Source organism: Pararhodobacter aggregans (assembly GCF_003075525.1).
GTDB classification, from domain to species: domain Bacteria; phylum Pseudomonadota; class Alphaproteobacteria; order Rhodobacterales; family Rhodobacteraceae; genus Pararhodobacter; species Pararhodobacter aggregans.
In genome coordinates, this window is record NZ_QDDR01000008.1 from 115,881 (window position 1) to 140,257 (window position 24,377).

A 24,377-nucleotide genomic window follows, 5' to 3' on the forward strand; every position below is an offset into this window, starting at 1 on the left:
GGCATTCAGCCCGCCGTCACGCCGCCGTCGATGATCAGGCTGGCCCCGGTCACGAAATCCGAGGCCGAGGAGGCGAGGTAGAGCAGGCTGCCCTTGATCTCCGCCGCCTCGGCCAGGCGTTTCATCGGCGTGTATTCGGCCATGCGGCGGGCGTCCGCGTCCGACCGGGGGCGGCCCTTGGTGCGGAAGAAGCCGGGGCAGAGCGCGTTCACCTGGATACCGGAGGTGGCGTATTCCAGCGCCAGTTCGCGGGTCAGGTTGACCACTGCGCCCTTGCTCGCGGCATAGGCCGGGCGGGGGAAGAGGCCCGCGGGCGCCACATGGCCCCACATCGAGGCGACGTTGACGATCTTGCCGCGCCCCTGCGGCACCATGGCGGACAGCGCCGCGCGGTTGGTGTGGAAAAGCCCGGTCAGGTTCACCTCCAGCGTCCGGCGCCAGTGGTCTTCCTGCATCTCGTGCAGCCGCGCGCCGTCCGGGTCCGAGATCCCGGCATTGGCCACGCAGATGTCGAGCCCGCCGAAACGGGCGATGGCCTGCGCCACGGCGTCCTCGACCTGAGCGCGGTCGGTGACGTCGCCGGGGATGGCCAGGACCTGCAGTCCGGCCTCGGTCATGTCCGCGGCGGTGGCGGCCAGATCCCCGGCCTCGCGGTCGAAGAGGACGACGCGGGCGCCGTTCTCGGCCAGCGCCTCGGCCATGGCGCGGCCGAGGCCCGCGGCGGCGCCGGTGACGAGGGCGGTCTTGCCCGCGACCGAGAAGATGGCGGCGGCGCTCCCCGGGTTCATCCCCGGGCCTCCGCCGTCAGGATCCGCGCGGCGAAACCGTCGAGCGAGGGCAGGACGATCTGGGCGCGGATTTCCTCGGGCTGGCTGGCGAAGCCCGCGGCATCGACCACGCCGGTGGTCACGCCGACGCAGAGCGCGCCGGCCCTGCGGCCCATGCGGATCTCAAGCTTGGGGTCGTCGCCGACGATCACCATTTCCTCGGGCCGGGCGCCGGTCAGGGCGCTGACGATCTCCAGCCCCGCCGGTTCGGGCTTGCCGAAGACGGTGACCGGCACGCCCGTGGCATTGGTCAGCGCCGCGGCGATGGCGCCCGAGATACCCAGCAGCCGCTTTCCGCCCGCCCCGGCGAAATAGGGCGCGACCGAGCCCGCGAAGGGCCGGGCGCCGTCCCAGACGGCCTGCACCACGGCCTCGACCTGTTCGGCGTTGAAATCCTTGCACCAGCCCAGCAGCACCGCGTCGACCTTGGGCGCGTGTTTCGTGGGGGCGATGACCTCGATGCCTGCCTCTGCGACCGGAACCGTGGTGCCCTCGGCCCCCATGACCATGATCCGGCTGTAGCCCATGGCCTTCAGCGCGCGGGCGGCGACGGCGGCGGGGGTCAGGATGTGGCCGGGCTCCAGCCTGAGCCCCGCCTCGGCCAGGATCGGGTAGTAATGCGCGGGCGGAAAGAAGGTGCCGTTGGTATAGGCCACGACCGGCAGGCCGCGCGCCCGGCATTCGGCCAGCGCCTCGACCGCGCCGGGGAGCGCGGTGTAGCGGCCGGTTTCCTTGTCCAGCATCGCCAGCGTGCCGTCGATGTCGAAGACCACGGCCTTGATAATATGCGGATGCATCACCGTCCTCCGTTCAGTTCCAGTTTCAGGCCCGGCTTCTCGATCCGGATCGAGCTGAGCCCCTTGCGGGCGGTCAGTTCCCGCATCAACGCCATGACCGGCCGAGTCTTTGCGTCATAGCCGCGCCGGGCGGGCCCGGCGGCTTTCATCGCATCGACCTGATCGGCCGGCATCACCGCGCGCAGCAGGAATTCCTCGTCGCTATAGCCCCGGCCGATGCGGGCGCGCAATTCATCGAGCGAGGCCATATGCGCCTCGTCCTCCAGCTCCCGCGCGCGTTTGGTGTCGCGGATCCGGGCCTCGACAGCCGCGTCCATCGGCATGGTGGGCTGGCCGAAGCGGCCCAGAACATAGCGCGTCACCTCGTCGGGGATGGTCTTGTAGCGCTCGCCCTGCATGACATTCATCAGGGCCATGGTTCCGACCACCTGCGAAAAGGGCGTGACCATGATCGGATAGCCCAGTTCCGCGCGGACCTGTTCCACCTCTTCCAGCACCCTGGGCAGCAGGTCGAGGCGCCGGATCTCGGCCAGCTGGCGCTTCATAGTGCCCATCATGCCGCCCGGCATCTGGTGGCGGAAATAGGCGCGGTCGAATTCGCCGGGCTGGCCGTGGACCAGCCCCTCGGCCTGGGTGAGCGCCGCGATATAGGCGTCGTATTCAGCGAGCGCCGCATCATCCACATCGACCGACAGGCCGAGGTCGCGCAGGTTCGCCACCACCGCGCCGGTCCAGGGCTGGCCGGTGCCGTTCGCGGCGCCCCGGGCCGAGGTATGCAGCGTCGTGGCCCCCAGCGGCGCGGCCTCCAGATAGCTGAAAGGCGCAAGGCCGATCGTGGTGTGCGAATGGAATTCGAGCGGCACGGCGCCCATCACCGCCTTCAGCGCCGGGATCAGGGTTTTCGCGCGCTCGGGTGTGACCAGCCCGCCCGGGTCCTTCAGATAGAGCCGGTCGAACTGGCCCGAGGCGGTCAGCGCCTGCGCGGCCTCGGCGAAATGGGCGTCGTCGTGCAGCGGCGAGAGGGTGAAGGTCAGTGCCGCGACAATGGCGGAGCCCCCGGCGCGGCGGGTGAGCGCCGCCATCCGCAGCATGGCCCCGGTGTTGTTCATCGGGTCCATGATGGCGAAACGGTCGATGCCGTTCGTCACCAGCAGCCGGAAGGCGAATTCCATCATCTCGTCCGAGGCGATCTCCCACGAGATGAAGCGCATCCCGGTGGTCAGGAATTGCAGGGGCGTGGTCGGGCAGGCCGCGCGCATCAGGCGCAGGCGCTCCCAGGGGTCCTCTTTCTTGAAGCGCACCGCCACGCCCATATGGGTCGAGGCGAGGAAGTCGATGGCGTGAAAGCCCACCCGCTCCATCACCGGGGCGATCTGCAGCATCATCCCGGTGTCGAGCCCGGTCGCGCCCCAGTTCGACTGGTTGCCGTCGCGAAGCGTGGTATCGACGATCTCGATGGTCATGAACGGCCTCCCAGTGTCGGCAGCAGTGCGCCGAGGAAATTGGTGTCGACGCCGCCCGCGCGGAAAGCAGGGTCCGACAGGATCGCGCGGTGCAAGGGAGCGTTGGTGGTGACCCCCTCCAGCACGCAGACATCGAGGGCGGTCAGCATGCGGGCGATGGCCTCGTCGCGCGTCGCGCCCCAGGTGATGAGCTTGGCCACCATGGAATCGTAATAGGGCGGGATCATCGCCCCGGGCTGCATATGGGTATCGACCCTGAGCCCCGGTACCGGCGGGAACCACGCCTGCGTCACCCGCCCGGGCGAGGGCATGAAGTCGCGCGCGGGGTCTTCGGCGTTCAGGCGGCATTCCAGCGCGTGGCCGCTCAGGCGGATGTCGTCCTGCGTCAGGGGCAGGGGCTTTCCCTCGGCGATGGCGATCTGCAGCGCGATCAGGTCAAGGCCGGTGATCGCCTCGGTCACCGGATGTTCCACCTGCACGCGGGCGTTCATCTCGAGGAAATAGAATTCGCCGCGGGGGACATCGACCAGAAATTCCACCGTGCCCAGCGAGCGGTAACCGATGTGGCGGGCATAGCGGACGGCGGCCTCCAGCAGGCCCTGGCGCAGGGCGTCGGGCAGGTCGGGGGCGGGGGCTTCCTCGACCACTTTCTGATAGCGGCGCTGGACCGAACAATCGCGCTCGCCCGCGTGCAGAATCGTGGTGCCGTCCGCAAGGATCTGCACCTCGACATGGCGGCCGACGGTGACGAAGCGTTCGAGATAGACGCGGGCATCGGCGAAGGCGGCCTCGGCCTCGGCCATGGCCAGATCCAGCTGGGCGGGCAGGGCGGCCGCGTCGTCGACCCGCTTCATGCCCTTGCCGCCGCCACCCGCCACCGCCTTGATGAGCAGGGGGAAGCCGATGGTTTCGGCCAGCGCGCTCGCGTCCTCGGCCGTTTTCACCGTGCCGCCCGGGACGACCGGCACGCCCGCCGCCAGCGCATGGGTGCGGGCGGTCAGCTTGTCGCCCACGGCGGACAGGTTGTCGGGGCTGGGGCCGATGAAAATCAGCCCTTCCTCGGCGCAGGCCTGCGCCAGTTCGCGGTTCTCCGACAGGAAGCCATAGCCCGGATGGATCGCGTCGCAGCCGGTGCCCTTCGCCGCCTCGATGACGGTCCCGACGCGCAGGTAGCTTTCCCTCGACGGTGCCGGGCCCAGCACCACGGCGCGGGTGGCGAGGCGCGCGCCCAGCGAGTCGCGGTCGGCCTGCGACACGCCCAGCACCGTCTCGATGCCCAGCGCGCGGGCGGTGCGGATGATGCGCACGGCGATCTCGCCGCGGTTGGCGATGAACAGGCGCTTGATGGTCGGCATGGGCTCAATCCGGCTGGATGCGGATCAGCGTCTGGCCATGTTCGACCAGTTCGCCATTCGGCGCGGTGATTTCCAGCACCGTGCCGGCAAGCCCCGCAGGGACCGAATTCATCAGCTTCATCACCTCGATGATGCCGATGATCGTGTCGGCCTGCACCGCGTCGCCGGGTTGCACGAAGGGGGCGGCGCCGGGGCGGGGGGCGTGCCAGAAGGTGCCCAACAGCGGCGCCGGGATCTCGGACCCGCCGCCCGAGGCCACGACCGGGGCGGCGACGGCTTCGGCGGGTCTGGCCACCGGCGTGGGAGCGGAGGCAGGAGCCGCTGCCGGGGACGAGGCCCCGCGGCGGCGCAATTCCAGCTTCAGATCGCCCATTTCCAGTTTCAGTTCATCGAAATCCGAGCCGTCCACCAGCTTCAGGATCTCGTCGATATCGGCGCGCGTCAGCTCTGCCATGATGTCCTCCCGAGTTGGGGCGACAGTGCCGCCGCCGGCCCTGCCCGGGCAATCCGGCACCGTGCAAGATTTCACCAGGTGAAACCTATACCCGCGCCACCAGCGTCGCGCCGACCTCCGCCGCGGCCTCGGCCACCGGACCGGAGAAGAGTGCCGCGCCCCTGTCGCGGCCATGGACCCTGCGGGCCCAGGTGATGTTCAGCGTGCCCAGCACATGCTCGCCCGCGCGGATCGGCACGGCGAGCGATTCCCGCCCGTCGTCGATCTCGGCCCTGCCACGGTCGAAATCGCCGCCGAAATCGGGGTCGCGCAGGCCGTAGCCCTGCTGCCCCGTCTCGGCCATCAGCCGCGCCAGATAGGCCGGATCACGGGCGCCCCGGTCGCCCGGGTGATCCGAGCGGCGCAGGCTGTCGAGGATCGCCTCGCGCACCGGGGCCTCGCAGAAGGTCAGGAACGCCCGCCCCGAGGCCGAGCGCAGCATGCTGACGCGAAACCCCACCGGCCCCAGCGGGATCTGGTCGAAATAGGCCCGCGAGGCGTTGGTTTCGATCACCTCCATATGCGTGAGGCGCGGCACGGCCAGCACCGAGGGCCATTTGATCCGCGCCGACAAGTGTTCGAGGATCGGCGAAGCAACCTCGACCAGGGCGACGTCGCGGTTCATCCGCCCGGCCAGTTCCACCAGCGAATAGCTGGGCAGATAGGCGTCGTCCGCCATCCGCTGCCAGACCATGCCCCCCTCGCGCAGCGTCCTGAGGATGCGCAAAAGCGTGGCCTTGGGCAGCCCGGTCTCGCGGTGCAGGGCCTGCAGCGTGGCCGAACCCCGTGCCTGCAAGAGCTGCAGCACCTCGAGCCCGCGGGCCAGCGCGCGGATGGATTTGACGGATTCCGACATGCGGTCCCTTTGTCCTGCGCGGCGAGGCTAAGCGGGCGGCCGGGCGCAGGCAAGGGCTTGCCCCGGGCGCGGCGGCGAGGCAGCCTGCGGCCAACAGGGAGGGGTGGATGGACGAGCTTCACGAGGGCGGCTGCGCCTGCGGCGCGGTGCGCTACCGGACGCGGGGGATGCCGGAAAAGGCGGCGATCTGCCATTGCCGCTATTGCCAGCTGCGCACCGGCTCGGCCTTCGGCGTCTCGGTCTATTTCCGGGACGACGCGGTTGACCTGCTGTCAGGCCGGCTGACCGACTACGTCTTCCGCACCGAATCCGACCGGGGCTTCTGCCAGCGCTTCTGCCCGGCCTGCGGCACCACGGTTTTCTGGACGCCCGAGGTCTTCCCGGGCCTGACCGGCGTCGCCGGGGGCACCTTTGACCCGCCGAGCTTCTGGTACGACATCCGGCGCGAGGTCTTCGCCCGGTCGCGGGCGGCTTTCGTGGCGCTGCCGGGGGTGACCGACAGCGCCGAGACCTCCAGCAGCCACCGGCCGGTGATCGTCGAGCGGCCCTCGCTGGCCGGGGGCTGAGGCCGCCGTCAGGGAGCGGCCTGCAGGAGGCCGTTCTGCTCGACCAGCCGTCCGTCGCCGCGCGCGAGGTCGATCCCGGCAAGAAGCCTCAGGCGCAGCGCCTCGCCGGTCGCCTTGAAGCCCAGCGTGCGGGCCAGTTCGGTGACCAGCTGGTCGCGCTCGGCGCCGAAGTTCTGGCGGACCAGCAGCACGGCCCCGGCGGCGATCTCGTCCAGCGGCAGCATCTCGGGCTTGCGCAGGCTGGTCGATTGCACGGCGGCGCGGTCGCGCAGAACGGGCAGGCGCCCCTCGACACTCAGGAAATCGCCGTCGCGCCGGAGGTTGCCCTTGCGCAGCGCCAGATCGACCCCGGCGGCGATGGCATCGCGGATGCGCCCGCCGGCCCGGGCCAGCCCCCAGGCCTGGCGGATGCGGATCACCACCTCATCGAGGTGCACGGGCCCCTCGACGGTGACGATCTGTTCCGCCAGATCGGCCAGAATGCCGCGCGGCGCCTCGTGCAACTCGCCCTGCACATGGGCGGGGCGCAGGACGCTGGCCTCGACATAGGGGCTGACGGCGCCCTCGGGCCCGGCGGTTTCCTCGCCGGTCGCGGGCTCGATGTCATAGAGCGTCCAGTCGCCGACGTCCTGCGTGGTGATGCGCAGCCCGGCGCTGCCGGTGCCGGCCGGGCGGGCCTCGTCCTCGAGACGGGCGGCCTCGATGGCGGCGACGATGCGGTCCAGTTCCTGCTGCGGCCGCTGGAACCAGTCGGCGCTCCACAATCGGTGGATGTGCCAGCCGTGGCTTTCCAGCACCGATTGGCGCAGGCGGTCGCGGTCCCGGGCCGAGAGGGAATCGTGATAGGCCACGCCGTCGCATTCGATGCCCAGCAGGTATTTCCCCGGCCGTTCCGGGTCGGACACCGCAAGGTCGATGAAGAACCCGGCCAGTCCGACCTGCCGGTGAACCCGGTAGCCGCGGGACTGCACGGCATTGGCGACCTGTTCCTCGAACACGCTGTCATGGTCGCGGCCCGTGGCCTCGGCCATGGTCAGATGGCCGGTGCGGGCGAATTGCAGGAACAGGCGGAAGGCGAAGACACCCTTGCGGGTCTGGGCGAAATCGGGCTCGATATCCTCGTCAGTCATCGAGGCGAAGACCTCGCACCGCTGCTTGGCGCGGCTGATGAGCACGTTGAGCCGCCGCTCGCCCCCGTCCGAGCCAAGGGGACCGAAGCGCATCGGCACCCGGCCGCCCGGGACGCTGGGACCGTAGCCCACGGAAATGAAGATCACGTCGCGCTCGTCGCCCTGCACGTTTTCCAGGTTCTTGACGAAGAACGGCTCTGCGGCATGGGCGTGGAAGAAGCCTTCGGTCTCGGGCCGGGCGCGGCGCAGGAGTTCCAGCTCGTCCAGGATCGCCCGGCGCTGCGCGACCGAGAAGGTGGCGACGCCCAGCGACAGCTCGGGCGTGTCCAGCGCATGGGCGATGATGGCCCGGGCGACGATCTTGGCCTCGACCATGTTGCAGCGTTTGCCGCCGGTGTCGAAGAGTCCGTTCGGGATATGGTGGAAACGCAGGCCCATCCCGGCTTCGGCGGTATAGGGGCTGGGCACGACGAAGAGCTTGTTTTCATAGAATTGCCGGTTGCTGACGGCGATCAGCGACTGGTGGCGGGACCGGTAGTGCCAGCGCAGCATGGCCATCGGCAGGCCCCGCGCGGTGAACAGGCCAAGGATGCTTTCGATATCGCTGACGCTGGTGCCGTCATCCTCGTCATCGCCGCCGCCGCTGGTCAGGCGGGCGAAGAAGGCGGTGGGCGGCAGCTGGCGCGGGTCGCCCACCACCACCACCTGCCGGGCGCGGGCCACGGCGCCCAGCGCGTCGACCGGCTGGATCTGGCTGGCCTCGTCCATCACCAGGAGGTCGAAGTCGATCAGCCCGGCGGGCAGGAATTGCGCGACCGACAGGGGGCTCATCATGAACACCGGCTTCAGCGCCTGCAGCGCGGGGGCGGCGCGTTCGATCAGCTTGCGGATCGGCATGTGGCCGCGCTTTTTCTGCAGCTCGTTGCGCAGCGTGCCGAGGGGGCCGATGGCACCGCCCTCACGCGGGGGGACGCGGCTGTAATGGGCCTTGACCGTCTCGTCGGCCGAGACGCGGATACGGCGCTGGTCGAGGTCGGCGAATTCCGCGACCTTGCGGGAATGGAGCGAGCCGTCGAAGCGCCCGAGTTCGGGCTCGCGGCGGATCAGCGCACCGTGCAGCGCCTCGTAATAGGCCATCTCGAAGGCAGGGATGACGCGGGCGGGCGTGAGCCTGCCGTCGGACAGGCGGTCGACCAGTTCGGCGCAACCCAGCGCGCGGCCCCGTTCGGCCCGGTCGCGATAGGCGGTCCAGCGGAACAGGCTTTCGCCGCCCATGCTCCAGTCCCGCAGGGTGCCGGTCAGGCGATGCGAGGGCAGGTTTTCCAGCGGGGCGCCGAAGCGGGCGGCGAGATCGAGGTCGAGGTCGGCGGCAATCGCCCCTGTGTCCGAGACGAGGCCGGGCCAGCGGCTTTCGATGCTGTCGGCCAGCGTCCCCAGCCGGTCGCGGTCGGTGATGGCCGCGGCGAGGGGCAGGATATCGGCATTGGTCCGCACCCAGTTGCCCGCCGCGCGCAGGCGGGGCCAGTCCGAGCCCTCGCCCTGCCAGAGGGCGCCGAAACCGGCGGCGGCGAGGGCATCGGCCCCGGCGATCTGCTGCGCGGCGATCCGGCCTTCGTCGAGCGTCGCCAGCCGCTCCAGCCGCTCGCCCAGGGTCGGTGGCGGCGGGGTCAGCAGCGCCCGGGTCGCGGCCTCGCTGGCGGTCAGGGCGGCGGCGAGGCGGGCGCAATCGGGCGCGGTCATGTCGGCCGCGGCGGGGCCCAGCAGCGCGCCGAGGCGGCGGTCAAGCTCGCGCAGGCGGGGCGCCGCGGCGAGGCGCGGCAGCAGGCGGGCAAGCGCCGCGGAATCGGTCTCGCGGGCGACGATCCGGCGCACGAGGCGCCCGTTCTGGCCGAGGCCCTGCGCCCAGGTGACGGCCGCCGACAGCGTGGCAAGGTCCGAGCGTTCGCCGCGCCAGGGGGCGCCGAAAGCCTCGCGCCCCAGCGACTCGTCGCGCTGCACCTCGGCCCGGGCGGCGCGGCCCTTCTGCAGCTGGTCGAGCTGGGCCAGCGTCTGGGTCAGCGGCTGATCGGGCTGGCAGAGATAGGTGCGCACCAGCCGGTTGGCCCGCCGCCACTCGCCGCTGAGAAAGCGCAACAGGCCGGAGCCATGCGAGGCCAGCGTCGCGCGGCAGGCGCCGAGATCGGCCTCCCAGGCGGATTCGGTGAGTTTGCCGTCAAGCGCCGCTTTCGCGGTTTGCAGCCGGTCGAGGGCGGCGACCAGATCGGCGGGCGCGCCCGGCAGGTCGTCCCAGACCGGGGCGGCGAGGGCCTGCGGCGCAAGGGGCGGGGCGGCGACGACGGCCGTGGCGGCCTCGGTCAGCGTCGCGAGCGCGTCCACGGTCCGGGGCGCGCCTTCGCCCAGCAGCGCGGCGAGGCTCAGCGCGGCGTCGAGCGCCTCGGGCAGGGCGTCGGCCAGGTCGGCGATGGCGGCGAAATCGGCGGCATTGGTGGCGGCGGGCAGGGCGGAAAGGGTCTGGTGATCCGGCCCGGTCGCGACCTGCCAGGCCTCGGCGGTGACGCGGCCCGCAAGGTCTTCCCGCGCCGCGGCGAGCCTTTCGCCCGCCGCGACGATCTCCAGCAGCTGCGCGGGATCGTCGTGCCAGGCGGGGGTCGCCAGCGCCGCGGGGGACAAGGGGGCAGCGGTGATGCGCCGCGCGGTCGCGATCAGCGGGTCGGCGGCGGCGCGGGTTTCGGGCGGGGCGGTGCCGAGGAGCGCGGCGAGCCCCGCCGCGGCCTCGTCCAGCGCGGCGCTGTCGGCGGCGGCGGCGGCCAGCCGTTTGGCGAGGCGCTCGCCCTCCATCGGCGTGATGCCGGTGATCCGCACCCCGTGCCACAGATGCGCGGCGGGGGTGCCGATCTCCTCGACCCGCTCGGCCAGTTCCCGCAGCACGGCATGGCGCTCGGCAAAGGCCTCGGCGGTCCAGCTCTCGGGCGCGTCGAGGGCGATGTCGTTGGGCTCCTCGCCCTCGGCGCGCAGGCGCACCAGCTGGCCCTGCACCTGATAGGGCGTGAGCCCCGAGGGCTGGTGCAAGGCATGCAGGCGCGCGGCATGGCCGTTCAGCTCGTCGCGCAGATCGCCCAGACGGGCGTTGAGCGAGCCGATATCGCCGGTGCGCGGCGCGCCATTCTCCCAGGTGCGGCGGATTTCCTCGAGCACCGCCTTCTTGTTGGCCTTGTGGCTGTGGAGTTCCAGACAGGCGGCGCCGACGCCGCTGGCGTCGAGGCGGCGCTTCACCACCTCCAGCGCCGCCATCTTCTCGGCCACGAACAGCACGGTCCTGCCATCGGCGATGGCGGCGGCGATCAGATTGGCGATGGTCTGGCTCTTGCCGGTGCCGGGCGGGCCCTGGATCACCAGATTGCGCCCGCGCCGGACCTCGTGCACCGCCAGGCTCTGCGAACTGTCGCTGTCGAGGATGTGGTGCAGGTCGGCGGGGGCGATGATCGGGTCGATGGAGATATTGTCGGGATAAAGCGCCTCGCCCGCCTCGAACCCGTCGGCAAGGAGGCTCTTCAGCAGCGGCTTGTCGGTGATCGAGGCCCCGTCCGGCCAATTGGCCGGGTCAAGGTCGCGATACATCATGAATTTCGCGAAGGAGAAAAAGCCGAGCAGGATGACATCGGGCTCCACCGCCCAGCCTTCCTTGCCCTCGATGGACCGGGCCACGATGTCGAAATAGGCGGTGGGGTCGAAGCCTTCGGTGTCGATCTCGGGCAGGCGGATGCCGTGCAGCCGGTCGAGAAAGGTCTCAAGCGAGAGGTTGGTCGCGAAATCCTCGGGGCGGGCCCGCAGGCGGAAGCGTTCGCCGGCCGAGCCGCGCTCAAGCGAGACGGGCAGCAGCAACAGGGGCGCGCGGCGGATGTTCTTCTTGTCGGCCGGATCGACCCAGCGCAGCGCGCCGAGCGTGAGGTAAAGCACGTTGACGCCCTGTTCGTCCTCCAGCGTCTTCGCGTCGTAATAGAGGTCGAGCAGCCGCTTTTGCAGGCCTTCGGGGGTGAAACGGGTCTGGAACTTGGTGTCCGAATGGCGCCCGGCGATGCCGCGCTCGTCCAGCGCGTCATCCTCGGGCAGGGCCAGTTCCTGGATGATGTCGCTCTCTTCCTCGGGATCGTCGCCCTCGACGGGCGGATCGTCGGGCGAGGCCGCCTTGCGCGACGGCGTGCCGGGCAGGAAGGTGAAGGCCTTCGATTCGGTGACCAGCAGGCGGAAGATCTCGGCGCTGATCTCGTCCACCACCTCGATCGTCTTGGCGGCCTTGCCCGATTTGGGCATGTTGAGCAGCCGGTTGCGGGCCGAGAGGTCCAGAAGCTCGGTGCGCGCGCGATCCAGCTTGTCAGCCACGCCGCCGGGCCCGGCATAGACCGAGGCATCGCCCGCAGTGAGGAAATCGTCCATACTCGCACCTCGTGCCGTCACCGTGAATTGCCCGGACCTTGGCACGGCCCCGACGCCTCGGGCAACGGCGAAAACTCGCGCTGCGGCGTGATTTCGCTGGCCGATCAGGGCGCGGTCAGGGCGGGTGCGGCGGGCCGGGACCAGCGATTCGTGCCGGTCAGGAGCCGAGCGGATCGCGACAATTTCGCCCGGGGGGCCCCGTGGCAGGCAGAAAGCGATTTGCCGCCCCGCCGACTTGGCGTATCGAACCCCCAGCCGAGCCGGACCGCCCTTCTGGCGGCAGCAAGGAGCCAGCGCCCCGTGTCACGAAAGATCCTTTTCGCGCTGAAGCGCTATGGCCCGATCCTGCTGGCCGGCGCCCTCTTCGCGATGGGGATCTATGCGCTGGTGCATCTGCTGCGCCCGGTCCATCCCGGGGACATCATGGCGCAGGTGCGGGCGATGCCCGCCGCGTCGCTGGCGCTGGCCTTCGGGGCGACGGCCGCCGCCTATGCGGCGCTGGTCTGCTACGATTGGTTCGGGCTGCGCTTCATCCGGCGCGAGCTGCCGGGCGGGGTGGTGGCGCTGGGGGGCTTTCTGGCCTTCGCCTTCGGCAACACCATCGGGGTCAGTGCCATTTCGGGCGGCGCGGTGCGCTACCGGCTCTATTCGGCGGTGGGGCTGAGCGCGATGGAGGTGGCGGCGGTCTCGGCCTATGTCGCCATGGCGCTTGGCACCGGACTGACGCTGGTGGGACTGGGGGCGCTGGCCATCCATCCCCATGCCATCGCTGGCTATCTGCCCTATGGGACGGGGACCATCCGGCTGATCGCCGCGGCGGCGCTGGTCGGCACGCTGGCGGTGATCCTGACCGTCTCGATCCGGCAGAGCAACCTGCACCTGTTCCGCGTCACCATGCACATGCCGCCGCCGCGCGACCTGCTGGGGCAGGCGGTGGTCACGCTGATCGACATCGCCGCGGCCTCCTTCGCGCTCTGGATCCTGCTGCCCGCGGGCAAGCCCGATTTCGCCACCTTCCTCGCGGTCTATTCCGCCGCCATCATGATCGGCGTGCTCAGCCATGTGCCGGGCGGCGTCGGCGTATTCGAGACCGTGGTGCTGGGCGTCATGCCTGCCGCGGTGCCGGTGAGCGAGGCGGCGGCGGCGCTGCTCCTGTTCCGGCTGATCTATTACCTCGTGCCCTTCGCGCTGGGGTTCCTGGTCGTGGCGCTGACCGAGGCCCGGGCCATCAGCCGCTTCGCCCGCCGCCTGCTGCCCCGCGCGCCCGAGCCGATGCAGCCGGTGCTGGCGGCGCTGCACGGGCTGGCGCCGTCGCTGGTGGCGGCGGTGGCCTGTGGCTATGGCCTCTATCTGGGCCTGATCTCGCTGGTGCCGGGGATGCGCAGCGACGCGCTGGCCGGGGGCGATCTGGCGGCGATGATCCTGACCCAGGGCGGCACGCTGGCCTCGGCGCTGGCCGGTGCCGGGCTGGTGGCGCTGTCCTTCGGGCTGGTGCGGCGCCTGCGCAGCGCCTTCGTCGCCACGCTTCTCCTAATGCTGGCCGGGGCGGGGATCGCGCTGGCCGATCGCGTCGATCTGGAGAATGCCGCGTTCCTGGGTCTGGGTGTGCTGCTACTGCTGCCGTTCCGGGGCGCGTTCGACCAGCCGGTGCGGGCGGGGCGCGATCTGCCCCCGGGCCGGACCGGTCCCGGCGCTTGAATGCGGCGGGGGGCGGGTTAGCTTGCCCCGGGACCAGCACAGGAGCCCGCCATGCAGATCATTCGCGCCGCAACCGCCCCCTCGGCCGAGGGCAATGCCGCCTATTTCACCGGCCGCGTGCGGCTCGACCCGCTGATCGCCTCCGAACTGACCGGGCGGATCAGCTCGGCCGCGGTGACCTTCGAGCCGGGCGCGCGCACCGCCTGGCATACCCATCCCGCCGGGCAGATGCTGATCGTGACGCAGGGCGTAGGCCGGGTGCAGCGCGAGGGCGGTCCGGTCGAGGTGATCCGCCCGGGCGATGTGGTCTGGTTCGCCCCGGACGAAAAGCACTGGCACGGCGCGGCGCCGGGGAACGGCATGACCCATATCGCCGTGCATGAAGTGGTGAACGGCTCGGCCGTGACCTGGATGGCGCCGGTGTCCGAGGCCGAATATACCGCCGAGCCCGCAACCGGGGGCTGAGCAGCGCCCGCACGATGGGCAATTCCGCAGCAAGGGCGCGGATTCCGGGGCCGTTTCGGGAGCGTCCACGACAGGACGGCTTGACCGGGCCCGTGCTGCGTCGCAGCATTGCGTCAGCAGCAACGGATGGGAGCCCCGCCATGGGCCATGAACTCTCCGCCATCGTCGCGCGCGGGCCGGGCAAGGTGGCGGCCGCGCGGCGGCTGGGGCTGGCGCTGGTCGAGGCGGGCGCCTTCGTCATCGTGCCGCTGGGGGCGGACGAGGAGGGGGCGCAAGGTCCGGATTACCGCCGCCTCTCCGACCTGCTGGCCGATCGCCCCCTGACCCTGCGGGTCGCGGCCGAGCTGGGCTTCGACCGCTTCGCGCTGATCCAGAGCTCGGAGTCAGGCGGGCCGGGAACGCAACGGGCGACGGTCTATCACGGGCTGGAACGGACCATGCCCGCGCGCGAGGGGATGGCGGCGATCAACGACGCGCTGGAGCGGATCGGGGTGCTGCCGGACGCGGGCCGGGACGCTTTCGAGACCATCGGGCTGGGCGGCATGCGCCATGCCGACCTGTTCCACGACGGCGGCAGCGCGGTGGCGGGCTGACGGGTCGGGGTAGGATGGGCAATATTGCCCATCCTACGTCAGCGGCGCCTTGCCCGGTGCGACGGCGACAGGGGCGGCGATCAGACGCCGGGGCCGCCGGTCACGCGCTTCAGAAAGGTCCGGTCCTCGCGCAGGATGAAGCCTTCGCGTTGCGCGAAGAGGTAGGTCTCGCGGCCCAGCGGATCCTCGGACAGGCGGGCGCGATAGGCCTCGTACGCGGCGAGGCTCGCGATGGTGTAGATGCCATAGGCCAGGGTCGACGATCCTTCATGCGGGGCGAAATAGCCGATGAGATCGGCGCCCGCCCGCGGGATCGCCTCGTTCCAGTTGCGGGCATATTCCTCGAAGGCGGCTTTGCGGGTCGGGTTGATCTGGTAGCGGATGATACAGGTCAGCATGGGATTTCCTTTCGTGACCCGGGCTTCATAGCCGCTTGTTGACCGCGAATGCTTCGGTTAGCATCGAAGTATGAAAGACGGACCTGACATCGCCCGCCTCGCCGCGCTGATCGGCGACCCCGCCCGCGCCAACATGCTGAGCGCGCTGATGGCGGGCAAGGCGCTGACGGCGAGCGAGCTGGCCGCCGAGGCCGGGATCGCCGCGCCCACCGCCAGTTCGCATCTGGCCCGGCTGGAGGCGGGGGGACTGGTCCGCCAGCGCCGTCAGGGGCGGCACAAATACGTGACGCTGGCGGGCGACGAGGTGGCGCGGGTGCTGGAGGGGCTGATGGGGCTGGCCGCCGGCACCGGCCATCTGCGCACCCGCCCGGGGCCGCGCGATGCGGCGCTGCGGAAGGCCCGGGTCTGCTACAACCATCTGGCGGGCGATCTGGGCACAAGGCTTTACGACAGCCTCGCCGCCCGCGCCCTGATCCGGGCCGAGGGCGAGAGCGTCAGCCTGACGCCCGAGGGCGCGGCGGCGATGGCGGCTTTCGGCATTGATGTGGCGGGATTGTCGCGCGGCCGGGCGCCGCTGTGCCGCGCCTGCCTCGACTGGTCGGAACGGCGCACGCATCTGGCGGGCTCGCTGGGCCGGGCGCTGCTGACCCGGATCGAAGAGCTGGGCTGGGCGACGCGGCAGGGCGAGTCCCGGATCGTGCGTTTCTCGCCCGCCGGCGAAGCGGCGTTCCGGCGCGATCTGGCGCCGATCTAGGCCCCCGGGTCGATGGCGGCGGCCGGGGCGCAAGACATCGCCCGGCGCCCTTGCCGAACGGCGGCGCGGCTCTACCCTCGGGCGCAGGGCGCGCAAGGCGTCCGCTGGAGGGTCGGATGCGCTTTTGGGTTGTCGCTTTGCTGCTGATGCTGGCCTTGCCGGCACGGGCTTTCACCTTCACCGCCATCGACGGCGCGACCTATGACCTCGACGATTGGCGCGGTCGGCCGGTGCTGGTGGTCAACACCGCCTCGCTGTGCGGCTTCACCCCGCAATACGCCGATCTGCAGGCGCTCCATGACCGCTATGCGGCGCGCGGGCTGGTGGTGCTGGCCGTGCCGTCGGACGATTTCCGGCAGGAACTGGACGATGACGCCGCCGTCGCGCAATATTGCCGCGTCGAGCTGGGCGTCGAGGTGCCGCTGACCCGCATCACCCCGGTCCGCGGCCCGGACGCGCATCCCTTCTACCGCTGGCTGGCCCAGCAACACGGGGTCGAACCGACGTGGAATTTCAACAAGGCGCTGATCGGGCCCGAGGGCGAGTTTCTGGGCTTCTGGGGTTCGACCACCCGGCCGACCAGCGCCCGGATCACCGATCTGATCGAACCCCTGCTGCCCCGCTGAGCGCCCCGCGTTTCATCGGCTCCGAGATCTATCGGGCCAGCCCCTTCGGCCCCCGGCACCCGCTGGCGATCCCGCGGGTCTCGACCGTGACGGATCTGGCGCGGGCGCTGGGATGGCTGCCGGGCGGGGCCTATGTCACCTCGCCCCGGGCAAGGCCCGCGGCGTTGACCAGCTTCCACACCCCCGAGTATGTCGCGGCGCTGCTGGCCGCCGAGGCCGAGGGCGCGGTCACCGAGGCCGTGCGGGTCCGCCACGGGCTGGGGACGCTTTCGAACCCCGTGCACGGGTTGATGTTCCGCCGTCCCGCGACCAGCGCCGGGGGCGCGCTGCTGGCGGCCGAGATGGTGCGGGCGGGGGGCGTGGTCATGGTGCCGGGGGCGGGCACCCATCACGCCTTCGCCGACCGGGCGGGCGGGTTTTGCTATCTCAACGATCCGGTGCTGGCGCTTTTGCACCTCAGGCGGCTGGGGCTGCGGCGGCTGGCCTATGTCGATATCGACGCGCATCATTGCGACGGCGTGGCAGCGGCCTTCGAGGGGGACCGCGATCTCTTGCTGATCTCGGTCCATGAGGAGGACCGCTGGCCCCGGACCGGCGCCCTTGGGGACGAGGGCGGCGGCACCCATCTGAACCTGCCGGTGCCGCGCGGCTTCAACGATACCGAAATGGCGGCGGTGCGCGACGGGGTGATCCTGCCCGGGCTGGAGGCCTTCCAGCCCGAAGCGGTGATCGTGCAATGCGGCGCCGATGCGGTCGAGGAAGATCCGCTGTCGCGGCTGGCGCTGTCCAACAATGCGCATGTGGCGGCAGTGCTGGCGATCGGGGCGCAGACCGACCGGCTGATCGTGACGGGCGGCGGCGGCTACAATCCCTGGTCGGTGGCGCGTTGCTGGACCCGGGTCTGGGGCGCGCTGACCGGACAGCAGGCGCCGGAGCGGCTGGAGGGTGCGGCGCGGGCGGTGCTGGAGGGGCTGGTCTGGCCGGGGCGATCGGCGGGGCGCAACCCGCCTGCGGCCTGGTCGCGGACGCTGGCCGATCCCCCGCGCGAAGGGCCGATCCGCGCCGAGGTGGCGGCGCGGATCGCGGTGGTGCGGGACCGGCTGCCGGGCTTGCGGCAGCGGGTCTGGGGCTGAAGGGTGGGGTGAAACCCCACCTTACGGGGCCCCGGCGCCTCAGAAATGCGCGGTGAACATGGCCGCGACGGAATTGAGGAGCGAGACGGCGAGCAGGATCGCAAAGATCGCCCGGCTGGTTGTCTTGAACATGGAAACCTCGTGGAAAGGGGATCTGGCGCTGCCCCGGCGTGCGCGGAGACGCCCATCCGGCGCCCTGGGGCGCGGAGCGGAGCAGGCCGGGTGAGGGAGGGCTGGCGGGCAGGGGCATGCGGCCCCGGCCGCGCGTCAGCCCGGGTGCACGATCATCGTGGCCACGGCATAGACCATGAAGGCCAGCATCAGGATGATGAAGACCATGAGAGTCGGGTATTTGAACATGATGTCCTCGCAAGGGTGATGGGATCACGGGTTTGCGGGACGGAATGCGGGGGCGCGCGGGGCTGGGCGGGCCGGTGAAGCGGCCGCGGCCCGGGGGCCCTGGGATGCGGCGAGGGGCCGCGGCGGCGTGCCTTCTGCGGCCCCTGCAGCCGCAGCGGCGGCGGGGCAAGGGCGGCAAGCAACGGCGGCAGCGGCTGGGGGTGCTGGGGCTCGGGCGTTGGCGCGAAGGCGGTGACCGGCGGCAAGATCGCCCCGTCGACCGGCGCCAGAGGGCTCCGGCCCGGCGCCGAGAGCATCAGCACCAGAAGCAGAAGGGGGACAAGACGCAGGATCTGCGCCATCATCGGGAAACCCCGCGCGAGTCGAACGCTGCCACCCAGCGACATTTCCGCACCTTCCGCAAGGGGTCACTTGTGCCGATCACGGAGCCCTGAGCCGATGCCGCATCAGAACCGCGTCGACCCGCTGGGAGACCTGCACGCGACCCCCGAGCGCGGCGCCTGGTTCGGCAACCGGGGCTGCCTGCACGATGACGGGGGTACGATCCGGCGCCATCATCAGGGCACGCGCTGGCTCTGCTGTCTGACCGAGTTCCCGCCACGCAGACGGACGCTTCTGGTGCCCGGGCGCTACACCGAGCTGTTCTTTCTGGACGAGGCCACCGCCTATGCCGCGGGCCACCGACCCTGCGCCGAATGCCGCCGCCCGGCGTTCAGGGCCTTCGAGGCCTTGTGGCAAAAGCACTTCGGCGAGACGGGCGTCGCCGCCATCGACCGGCGGCTGCAGGCCGCGCGCTGGCAGGAGGGCGCGCGGCGGCTGGTGCCGGTGCGCGCCGGGGACGTGCCGCCCGGGGCGATGGTGCAGGCGGGCGGCGAGATCCTGCTGCGCGGCATTGAAGGCTGGTGGCGCTGGTCGTTCCAGGGCTATGCGCCGGCAGCGGGTCCCGGCCCCGGCCTGCGGCTCGTCACGCCCGAGCCGGTCGCCGAACTGATGTGGCGCGGGCTGGAGGTACAGCGGCACCGCAGCGCGGAATGATTGCTTTGTTCACTACTATCTGATTTGGTCCGGCCGTGATCCGGGAGGAATGACCATGACCGAAACGCCCCGCCTCGATTGGGACGAATTCACCCGCCTCGGCGCCGAGATCGCCGAATGGGGCGCGGCCTATCACCGCTCCTTGCCCGACCGGCCGGTGCGCGCGCCGCTGACCCCGGGCGCCGTCGCCGCGCGCTTTCCCAAGGCGCCGCCGGAACAGGGGCAGGGGCTCGACGGCGTGCTGGCCGAGCTGGACGACAAGGTCGTGCCCGGCCTGACCCATTGGCAGCACCCGCGGTTCTTCGCCTATTTCCCGGCCAATGCCACGCCCGCCTCGATGCTGGCGGATTTCGCCGCCTCGATCCTGGCGCAGCAATGCATGCTCTGGCAGACCTCGCCCGCCGGGACCGAGGTCGAGACCTTGATGCTGGACTGGCTGCGGCAGGGGCTGGGCCTGCCCGAGGGGTTCCACGGCGTCATCCAGGACAGCGCCTCGTCCGCGACGCTGGCCGCGGTGCTGGTGATGCGCGAACGCGCGCTGAACTGGGCGGGGAACCAGCAGGGCCTGCCGGGGCAGCAGCGGCTCAGGATCTATGCCTCGGACGAGGTTCACACCTCGGTCGACCGGGCGATCTGGGTGGCGGGGATCGGGGCCGACAATCTGGTGCGGATCCCGACGCAGGGGCCGCTGAGGGCCATGGACCCGGTGGCGCTGAAGGCACAGATCGCCAACGACCGGGCGGCGGGCTACCTGCCCGCGGGTGTGGTGGCCTGCACCGGCGGCACCGGGACCGGCGCCTGCGACGATCTGCGGGCGGTGCTGGCTGTCGCCCGGGCCGAGGGGCTCTATTCCCATGTCGATGCCGCCTGGGCCGGGGCGGCGATGATCTGTCCCGAGTTCCGCGACCTGTGGCAGGGGATCGAGGCGGCGGATTCGCTGGTCCTGAACCCGCATAAATGGATGGGCGTGCAGTTCGATTTCTCGGCCCATTACCTGAAGGACCCGGAACCGCTGGTGAAGACCCTCGCCATCCAGCCCGAATATCTGAAGACCCATGGCAAGGACGGGTTCATCAATTATTCCGAATGGTCGGTGCCGCTGGGCCGCCGCTTCCGGGCGCTGAAACTGTGGTTCGTGCTGCGCGCCTATGGGCTGGAGGGGCTGCGCGCGGTGATCCGCGATCACGTCCGCTGGTCGCAGGCCCTGGCCGAGGAACTGCGCGCCGATCCCCGCTTCGAGATCGTCACCGAGCCGGTTCTGTCGCTCTTCACCGTGGCGCTGAGGGGCGCGGATGACGCGGCGATGATCGAGTACGTGAACCGGGTGAACGAGGACGGGCGCATCTACGTCACCCAGGGGCGCACCGGGGGCCGGATCGTGGTCCGCTTCTCGGTCGGCAGCTTCGCCTGCACCGAGGCGGATGTGCAGCTGGCGGGGCAGGTGCTGAAACAGATGGCGGGCTAAGAGAACCCTTCCCTTTCTACAAAGTGTAGCCTAGGCTACGAATCATGAAGAATCTCCATGAACCGCATATCGCCTGCCACGTCGAGGATCTGACCGTCAGCTATCGCGAGCGGCCGGTGCTGTGGGATATCGACCTCGATATCCCACCCGGGGTGATGGCCGCGGTGGTCGGGCCCAATGGCGCCGGGAAATCCACGCTCATCAAGGCGATCCTCGGGCTGGTGCCGCCGGTCGCGGGCCATGTCCGCGTCTTCGGCCAGCCGGTGGCCGAGGCGCGCCGCCGCATCGCCTATGTGCCGCAGCGCCAGTCCGTCGATTGGGACTTTCCGGCGACCGTGCGCGACGTGGTGCTGATGGGGCTTTACGGCACGCTGGGCTGGCTGCGCCGCCCGGGCCGGGCCGAAAAGGCCAAGGCCCAGGCCGCGCTGGAACAGGTCGGCATGCAGGATTACGCCGCGCGGCCGATCAGCCAGCTTTCTGGCGGGCAGCAGCAGCGGGTCTTCATCGCCCGGGCGCTGGTGCAGGAGGCGGATCTGCTGTTTCTGGACGAGCCGATGGCGGGCGTCGACGCGGTGACCGAGGCCGCCATCGTCTCGTTGCTGAAGGCGCAGCGCGACGCCGGGCGCACGGTGGTCGTGGTCCATCACGATCTGCAGACCGTGGCGCGCTATTTCGACTGGCTGGTGATGCTGAACCAGCGGATCATCGCGCAGGGCCCGGTGGCCGAGGTCTATACCGAAGACAACCTGCGCGCCGCCTATGGCGGACAACTGGCGCTGATCGGCACGCTGAGGCTGGCAGACGATGCTTAGTCCGACACTCATCACCGTGGCGCTGGCGGCGGCAATGATCGGCGCGCTGGCCGGGGTGCTGGGCTCGTTCCTGGTGCTGCGCGGCCAAAGCCTTCTGGGCGATGTGATCGCCCATGCCTCGCTGCCGGGCGTGGTGGCGGCTTTCCTGATCTCCGGCGGGCGCGGGTTCTTTGCCATCCTCGCGGGGGCGCTGATCGCGGGCGCGCTGGCAGGGCTTTCGGTTCAGGCGCTGCGGCGCGGGGCGGGGGTCAAGCCCGACGCGGCGCTGGGGGTGGTGCTGAGCCTCTTTTTCGCGGCGGGCGTCGTGTTGCTGACCCTGGCGCAGACGCGGGGCGGCTCGGCGGGCCTGACCGTCTTCCTGTTCGGGCAGGCGGCCTCGGTCCTGCGGGCGGATCTGGTGCCGATGGCACTGGTCGGCGGCGGGGTGCTGGTCGTGCTGGCGCTGTTGTGGAAGGAATTCCAGTTCCTGGCCTTCGACCCCGAGGGCGCCCGCGCCCAGGGCTTGCCGGTGGCGCGGCTGGAGGTGCTGCTCACGCTCCTTATCGCCGTGACCATCGTGTTGGGGCTGACGCTGGCCGGCGTGGTTCTGATGGTGGCGCTGCTGATCGCCCCCGCCGTCGCCGCCCGGCAATGGGTGCGGGGGCTGGCGCCGATGGTCTGGCTGGCCGCGCTTTTCGGCGCGCTGGCCGGGACCGGGGGCGCGGTGATCTCGGCCATCGGGCAGGGGGTGGCGACCGGGCCGGTCATGGTGCTGGCCGCCGTGGCTCTGGCCGCGCTGTCCCTGCTGCTGGCGCCCGAACGCGGGATTCTCGCCCGCCGCAACCGGCAGGCGCAGGCGCGGAAATCCCTGCGCGGTCGGCAGGTTCTGGCAGCGCTGGGGGGGCTGGGGGCCGATCACGCGAACCCGGGCTATGCGGGCGATCAGGCGATGCTGGACGCCTATCTCGGCGCCGATGCGGGCCCGGTTTTGGCCCGGTTGCAGCGCGAGGGCTATGTGCGCCCGGTCGCGCTGGCCCCCGAACCCGGCGCGCGGCGCTGGGAGCTGACCGAGGCCGGACGCCAGCGGCTGGAGGCCCCCGATGCTTGACGCCGTGGCGCTGATGATCCTGGGCACCGGCGCGCTGGTGGCCATCTCGGGCGCGCTGCTCGGCACCTTCCTGGTGCTCAGGGGCGAGTCGATGTCGGGCGACGCGATCAGCCATGCCATCGTGCTGGGGATCGTGCTGGCCTGGATGCTGACCGGGGCCCGGGCCGGGCTGGTGCCGGTGGCGGGGGCGGTTCTGGCGGGCGTCGGCGCGGTCTTCGGCGCGCAGGCGCTGGCGCGCAGCAAGCTCCTGGGCCAGGACGCGGCGACGGGCATCGTCTTTCCGGCGATGTTCGCGCTGGGGGTGCTGCTGATCAACCTCAACGCCCGCAACCTGCATCTCGATATCGACACCGTTCTGCTGGGCGAGATCGGCTTCGTCTGGCTGAACACGGTGGTGATTTTCGGGATCGACTGGCCGGTGGCGGGGGTGACGCTGGCGGCGGTGGGGGCGCTGAACGTGGCGGTCGTGGCGCTGTTCTGGAAGGAATGGAAGATCGCCGCCTTCGATCCGGGGCTGGCCTCGGCCCTGGGGCTGCGGCCCGGGGCGATGGGCTTCCTGCTGCTGGCCCTGACCGCGGCCACGGCGGTGGCGGCCTTCGACGCGGTGGGCGTGGTGCTGTTCCTGGCCTTCCTGATCGTGCCGGCGGTGACCGGGCGGCTGGTCGCGGCCTCGGTCGGCGGCATGCTGGCGGTGGCGCTGGTGTCGGGGCTGGCGGCGGTCGGGATCGGCTATGCGGCGGCGTTCCGGGCGGACGTGTCGCTGGGCGGCGGCATGGCGCTGGCCACGGGGCTGGGGCTGGTGCTGGCGCTGGTGGCCTCGCCGCGTTCGGGCGTGGTGGCGGCCTGGGTCCGGCGGCGGGCGCTGCGCGAAGAGGGGCTGGTCGCGGTGCTGATCGCCCATCTCGCCGCGCATGAGGGGACGGCCGAGGAAGCCGAGGAATCCGGCCCCGCCGCGCTGGTCGAGCATCTGGGCTGGCGCGCGGCCCAGGCGCAGACGGTGGTCGCCGCCGCCCTCGACCGCGGGGTGATCCGGCGCGAGGGCGAGCGGCTGTCGCTCACCGAGGCAGGCCGGGCGCTGGCCCGCGCCGAAGTCCGCCGCAACGACCGTCGCAGGGCGCTGGCGGATTAGGCCGCGGCCTCATGGAACCTGAGCCAGAGGCGTGATGATGCGAGGAGGACAGCTGCGAGGTGATTGCGGGCCGTCTTGTCGTGTCGTGGTGCGACCTTTCGGAAGTGCTTGAGCTTGTTGAAGAACCGCTCGACGAGACTGCGCCGTCGATAGAGCTCGGCATCGACGGAACGCTGAACCTTGCGGTCGCGCTGCGTGGGAATATGGCCCCGCCCGCCATCAGATCGAGGAGGGCGCGGGCGTCATACCCGCCATCGGCGATGACATCGCCGGGCGCGCAATGGGCCGCGAGGAGATCGCCACCGGCAGCCTTGTCGGAGGCCTGCCCAGGCGAGAGCGTGACCGCCACCGGCAGGCCACGATGATCGACCATCGCGTTGATCTCGGTGCTCAATCCGCCACGAAAACGGCCAATGGTGTCATCTTCACCCCTCTTTGCCCGCGGCCGCATGCTGGTGGGCGCGGACGATCGAGCTGTCGATGAACTGTAGGCTATCAGGGGATTTTTCCGCAAGGGTTTCAAAGACCTGCATCCAGACGCTTGCCTTGGCCCAGCGGTTGAAGCGGTCATAGACGGTGGTGTGGGGGCCATAGCGTCCGCGCAGGTCGCGCCGGGGCGAGCCGGTTCGGAGCACCCGGAAAATCCCGTTCAGCACCCGGGGTCATCCACCCGAGCCACCCCGCGCGGCTTATTGGGCAGGAGGGGCTGGATCAGCCCCCTCTCGACATCGGTCAGATCGAAACGTGCCATGGTCACCTCCGTCGTTGGACGTGAATTACGGACGGGCGCCGCCGGAAATCCTCTTCATGGGTTCAGAGCCTGGTGGCGGACGGGGGGCGCGGGAAGCGAGGGTGCCGGCGCCAGAGACCGGTGGGCCAGCCCCCTCGGCTCCCGGCCGCG

20 protein-coding genes and 1 pseudogene are annotated in these 24,377 nt (G+C 70.9%); 12 read left to right on the forward strand and 9 right to left on the reverse strand.

Annotated features, from left to right (window positions below):
- Positions 1–5: 5 nt before the first annotated feature.
- The 6 genes from DDE23_RS15485 to DDE23_RS15510 all read right to left on the reverse strand — a co-directional run bounded on the left by DDE23_RS15485 (position 6) and on the right by DDE23_RS15510 (position 5,791).
- The gene (locus tag DDE23_RS15485) at positions 6–788 is read right to left on the reverse strand and encodes an SDR family NAD(P)-dependent oxidoreductase (protein ID WP_107752695.1); all 783 of its coding nucleotides are present in this window, start codon (positions 786–788) and stop codon (positions 6–8) included.
- The gene (locus tag DDE23_RS15490) at positions 785–1,624 is read right to left on the reverse strand and encodes an HAD-IIA family hydrolase (protein WP_107752696.1); all 840 of its coding nucleotides are present in this window, start codon (positions 1,622–1,624) and stop codon (positions 785–787) included. The genes DDE23_RS15485 and DDE23_RS15490 overlap by 4 nt, the downstream gene beginning before the upstream one ends.
- Positions 1,624–3,087: a biotin carboxyl carrier protein gene (locus tag DDE23_RS15495; protein WP_107752697.1), complete on the reverse strand. Its 1,464-nt coding sequence runs from the start codon at positions 3,085–3,087 to the stop codon at positions 1,624–1,626. The genes DDE23_RS15490 and DDE23_RS15495 overlap by 1 nt, the downstream gene beginning before the upstream one ends.
- Entirely contained in the window at positions 3,084–4,442 is a 1,359-nt protein-coding gene (locus tag DDE23_RS15500; protein ID WP_107752699.1) for an acetyl-CoA carboxylase biotin carboxylase subunit, read from the reverse strand. The genes DDE23_RS15495 and DDE23_RS15500 overlap by 4 nt, the downstream gene beginning before the upstream one ends.
- Positions 4,443–4,446: 4 nt before the next feature.
- Positions 4,447–4,896, reverse strand: coding sequence for an acetyl-CoA carboxylase biotin carboxyl carrier protein (locus DDE23_RS15505; protein WP_107752701.1), 450 nt, complete (start codon positions 4,894–4,896; stop codon positions 4,447–4,449).
- 85 nt (positions 4,897–4,981) lie between these two features.
- On the reverse strand, positions 4,982–5,791 hold the full coding sequence (locus tag DDE23_RS15510) for a helix-turn-helix domain-containing protein (RefSeq protein WP_107752703.1): 810 nt from the start codon (positions 5,789–5,791) through the stop codon (positions 4,982–4,984).
- 107 nt (positions 5,792–5,898) lie between these two features.
- Between DDE23_RS15510 and DDE23_RS15515 the strand changes: the two genes are divergently transcribed.
- Positions 5,899–6,357 (forward strand): GFA family protein, encoded by a 459-nt coding sequence (locus tag DDE23_RS15515; protein ID WP_107752705.1) that lies wholly within the window; start codon positions 5,899–5,901, stop codon positions 6,355–6,357.
- Positions 6,358–6,365: 8 nt separating this feature from the next.
- Here the strand turns inward: DDE23_RS15515 and DDE23_RS15520 are convergent, their stop codons facing one another.
- On the reverse strand, positions 6,366–11,921 hold the full coding sequence (locus DDE23_RS15520) for a DUF3320 domain-containing protein (protein WP_107752706.1): 5,556 nt from the start codon (positions 11,919–11,921) through the stop codon (positions 6,366–6,368).
- Positions 11,922–12,221: 300 nt separating this feature from the next.
- Here DDE23_RS15520 and DDE23_RS15525 point away from each other — a divergent pair, with 300 nt between their 5' ends.
- The 3 genes from DDE23_RS15525 to DDE23_RS15535 all read left to right on the forward strand — a co-directional run bounded on the left by DDE23_RS15525 (position 12,222) and on the right by DDE23_RS15535 (position 14,677).
- Positions 12,222–13,619, forward strand: coding sequence for a lysylphosphatidylglycerol synthase domain-containing protein (locus DDE23_RS15525; RefSeq protein WP_107752708.1), 1,398 nt, complete (start codon positions 12,222–12,224; stop codon positions 13,617–13,619).
- Positions 13,620–13,670: 51 nt separating this feature from the next.
- On the forward strand, positions 13,671–14,084 hold the full coding sequence (locus DDE23_RS15530; RefSeq protein ID WP_107752710.1) for a (R)-mandelonitrile lyase: 414 nt from the start codon (positions 13,671–13,673) through the stop codon (positions 14,082–14,084).
- Positions 14,085–14,224: 140 nt separating this feature from the next.
- The gene (locus DDE23_RS15535; RefSeq protein ID WP_107752712.1) at positions 14,225–14,677 is read left to right on the forward strand and encodes a hypothetical protein; all 453 of its coding nucleotides are present in this window, start codon (positions 14,225–14,227) and stop codon (positions 14,675–14,677) included.
- A gap of 80 nt (positions 14,678–14,757) precedes the next feature.
- Here the strand turns inward: DDE23_RS15535 and DDE23_RS15540 are convergent, their stop codons facing one another.
- Positions 14,758–15,075: an NIPSNAP family protein gene (locus DDE23_RS15540; protein WP_107752714.1), complete on the reverse strand. Its 318-nt coding sequence runs from the start codon at positions 15,073–15,075 to the stop codon at positions 14,758–14,760.
- 70 nt (positions 15,076–15,145) lie between these two features.
- On the opposite strand from DDE23_RS15540, the gene DDE23_RS15545 reads away from it, so the two are divergent.
- The 8 genes from DDE23_RS15545 to DDE23_RS15585 all read left to right on the forward strand — a co-directional run bounded on the left by DDE23_RS15545 (position 15,146) and on the right by DDE23_RS15585 (position 23,476).
- Positions 15,146–15,829 carry an ArsR/SmtB family transcription factor gene (locus tag DDE23_RS15545; RefSeq protein WP_107752716.1) on the forward strand — a complete coding sequence of 228 codons (684 nt, stop codon included), beginning with the start codon at positions 15,146–15,148 and terminating at the stop codon, positions 15,827–15,829.
- Positions 15,830–15,945: 116 nt separating this feature from the next.
- On the forward strand, positions 15,946–16,455 hold the full coding sequence (locus DDE23_RS15550) for a glutathione peroxidase (protein WP_107752718.1): 510 nt from the start codon (positions 15,946–15,948) through the stop codon (positions 16,453–16,455).
- Positions 16,452–17,588 (forward strand): arginase family protein, encoded by a 1,137-nt coding sequence (locus DDE23_RS15555; RefSeq protein ID WP_107752992.1) that lies wholly within the window; start codon positions 16,452–16,454, stop codon positions 17,586–17,588. The genes DDE23_RS15550 and DDE23_RS15555 overlap by 4 nt, the downstream gene beginning before the upstream one ends.
- A 798-nt stretch (positions 17,589–18,386) precedes the next feature.
- Positions 18,387–18,983: a hypothetical protein gene (locus tag DDE23_RS15565; protein WP_107752722.1), complete on the forward strand. Its 597-nt coding sequence runs from the start codon at positions 18,387–18,389 to the stop codon at positions 18,981–18,983.
- A gap of 55 nt (positions 18,984–19,038) precedes the next feature.
- Positions 19,039–20,448, forward strand: coding sequence for a pyridoxal phosphate-dependent decarboxylase family protein (locus tag DDE23_RS15570; RefSeq protein ID WP_107752724.1), 1,410 nt, complete (start codon positions 19,039–19,041; stop codon positions 20,446–20,448).
- Positions 20,449–20,492: 44 nt separating this feature from the next.
- Positions 20,493–21,260, forward strand: coding sequence for a metal ABC transporter ATP-binding protein (locus DDE23_RS15575; RefSeq protein WP_107752726.1), 768 nt, complete (start codon positions 20,493–20,495; stop codon positions 21,258–21,260).
- The gene (locus DDE23_RS15580; protein ID WP_107752728.1) at positions 21,253–22,347 is read left to right on the forward strand and encodes an iron chelate uptake ABC transporter family permease subunit; all 1,095 of its coding nucleotides are present in this window, start codon (positions 21,253–21,255) and stop codon (positions 22,345–22,347) included. Before DDE23_RS15575 ends, DDE23_RS15580 begins: the two co-directional genes overlap by 8 nt.
- Entirely contained in the window at positions 22,340–23,476 is a 1,137-nt protein-coding gene (locus DDE23_RS15585) for a metal ABC transporter permease (RefSeq protein ID WP_107752730.1), read from the forward strand. Before DDE23_RS15580 ends, DDE23_RS15585 begins: the two co-directional genes overlap by 8 nt.
- Here the strand turns inward: DDE23_RS15585 and DDE23_RS15590 are convergent.
- A pseudogene (locus DDE23_RS15590) lies at positions 23,473–24,227 on the reverse strand (IS5 family transposase). The gene DDE23_RS15585 and the pseudogene DDE23_RS15590 overlap by 4 nt on opposite strands.
- Positions 24,228–24,377: the final 150 nt, after the last annotated feature.

Excerpts from the sequence above, each read along its gene's own strand:
- DDE23_RS15505 (WP_107752701.1), bottom strand. The coding sequence starts at position 4,896 with ATGGCAGAGCTGACGCGCGCCGATATCGACGAGATCCTGAAGCTGGTG.
- DDE23_RS15495 (WP_107752697.1), bottom strand. The coding sequence starts at position 3,087 with ATGACCATCGAGATCGTCGATACCACGCTTCGCGACGGCAACCAGTCG.
- DDE23_RS15500 (WP_107752699.1), bottom strand. The coding sequence starts at position 4,442 with ATGCCGACCATCAAGCGCCTGTTCATCGCCAACCGCGGCGAGATCGCC.
- DDE23_RS15490 (WP_107752696.1), bottom strand. The coding sequence starts at position 1,624 with ATGCATCCGCATATTATCAAGGCCGTGGTCTTCGACATCGACGGCACG.
- DDE23_RS15545 (WP_107752716.1), top strand. The coding sequence starts at position 15,146 with ATGAAAGACGGACCTGACATCGCCCGCCTCGCCGCGCTGATCGGCGAC.
- DDE23_RS15565 (WP_107752722.1), top strand. The coding sequence starts at position 18,387 with ATGCCGCATCAGAACCGCGTCGACCCGCTGGGAGACCTGCACGCGACC.
- DDE23_RS15530 (WP_107752710.1), top strand. The coding sequence starts at position 13,671 with ATGCAGATCATTCGCGCCGCAACCGCCCCCTCGGCCGAGGGCAATGCC.
- DDE23_RS15550 (WP_107752718.1), top strand. The coding sequence starts at position 15,946 with ATGCGCTTTTGGGTTGTCGCTTTGCTGCTGATGCTGGCCTTGCCGGCA.
- DDE23_RS15585 (WP_107752730.1), top strand. The coding sequence starts at position 22,340 with ATGCTTGACGCCGTGGCGCTGATGATCCTGGGCACCGGCGCGCTGGTG.
- DDE23_RS15515 (WP_107752705.1), top strand. The coding sequence starts at position 5,899 with ATGGACGAGCTTCACGAGGGCGGCTGCGCCTGCGGCGCGGTGCGCTAC.
- DDE23_RS15520 (WP_107752706.1), bottom strand. The coding sequence starts at position 11,921 with ATGGACGATTTCCTCACTGCGGGCGATGCCTCGGTCTATGCCGGGCCC.
- DDE23_RS15485 (WP_107752695.1), bottom strand. The coding sequence starts at position 788 with ATGAACCCGGGGAGCGCCGCCGCCATCTTCTCGGTCGCGGGCAAGACC.
- DDE23_RS15510 (WP_107752703.1), bottom strand. The coding sequence starts at position 5,791 with ATGTCGGAATCCGTCAAATCCATCCGCGCGCTGGCCCGCGGGCTCGAG.
- DDE23_RS15535 (WP_107752712.1), top strand. The coding sequence starts at position 14,225 with ATGGGCCATGAACTCTCCGCCATCGTCGCGCGCGGGCCGGGCAAGGTG.
- DDE23_RS15540 (WP_107752714.1), bottom strand. The coding sequence starts at position 15,075 with ATGCTGACCTGTATCATCCGCTACCAGATCAACCCGACCCGCAAAGCC.
- DDE23_RS15580 (WP_107752728.1), top strand. The coding sequence starts at position 21,253 with ATGCTTAGTCCGACACTCATCACCGTGGCGCTGGCGGCGGCAATGATC.
- DDE23_RS15570 (WP_107752724.1), top strand. The coding sequence starts at position 19,039 with ATGACCGAAACGCCCCGCCTCGATTGGGACGAATTCACCCGCCTCGGC.
- DDE23_RS15575 (WP_107752726.1), top strand. The coding sequence starts at position 20,493 with ATGAAGAATCTCCATGAACCGCATATCGCCTGCCACGTCGAGGATCTG.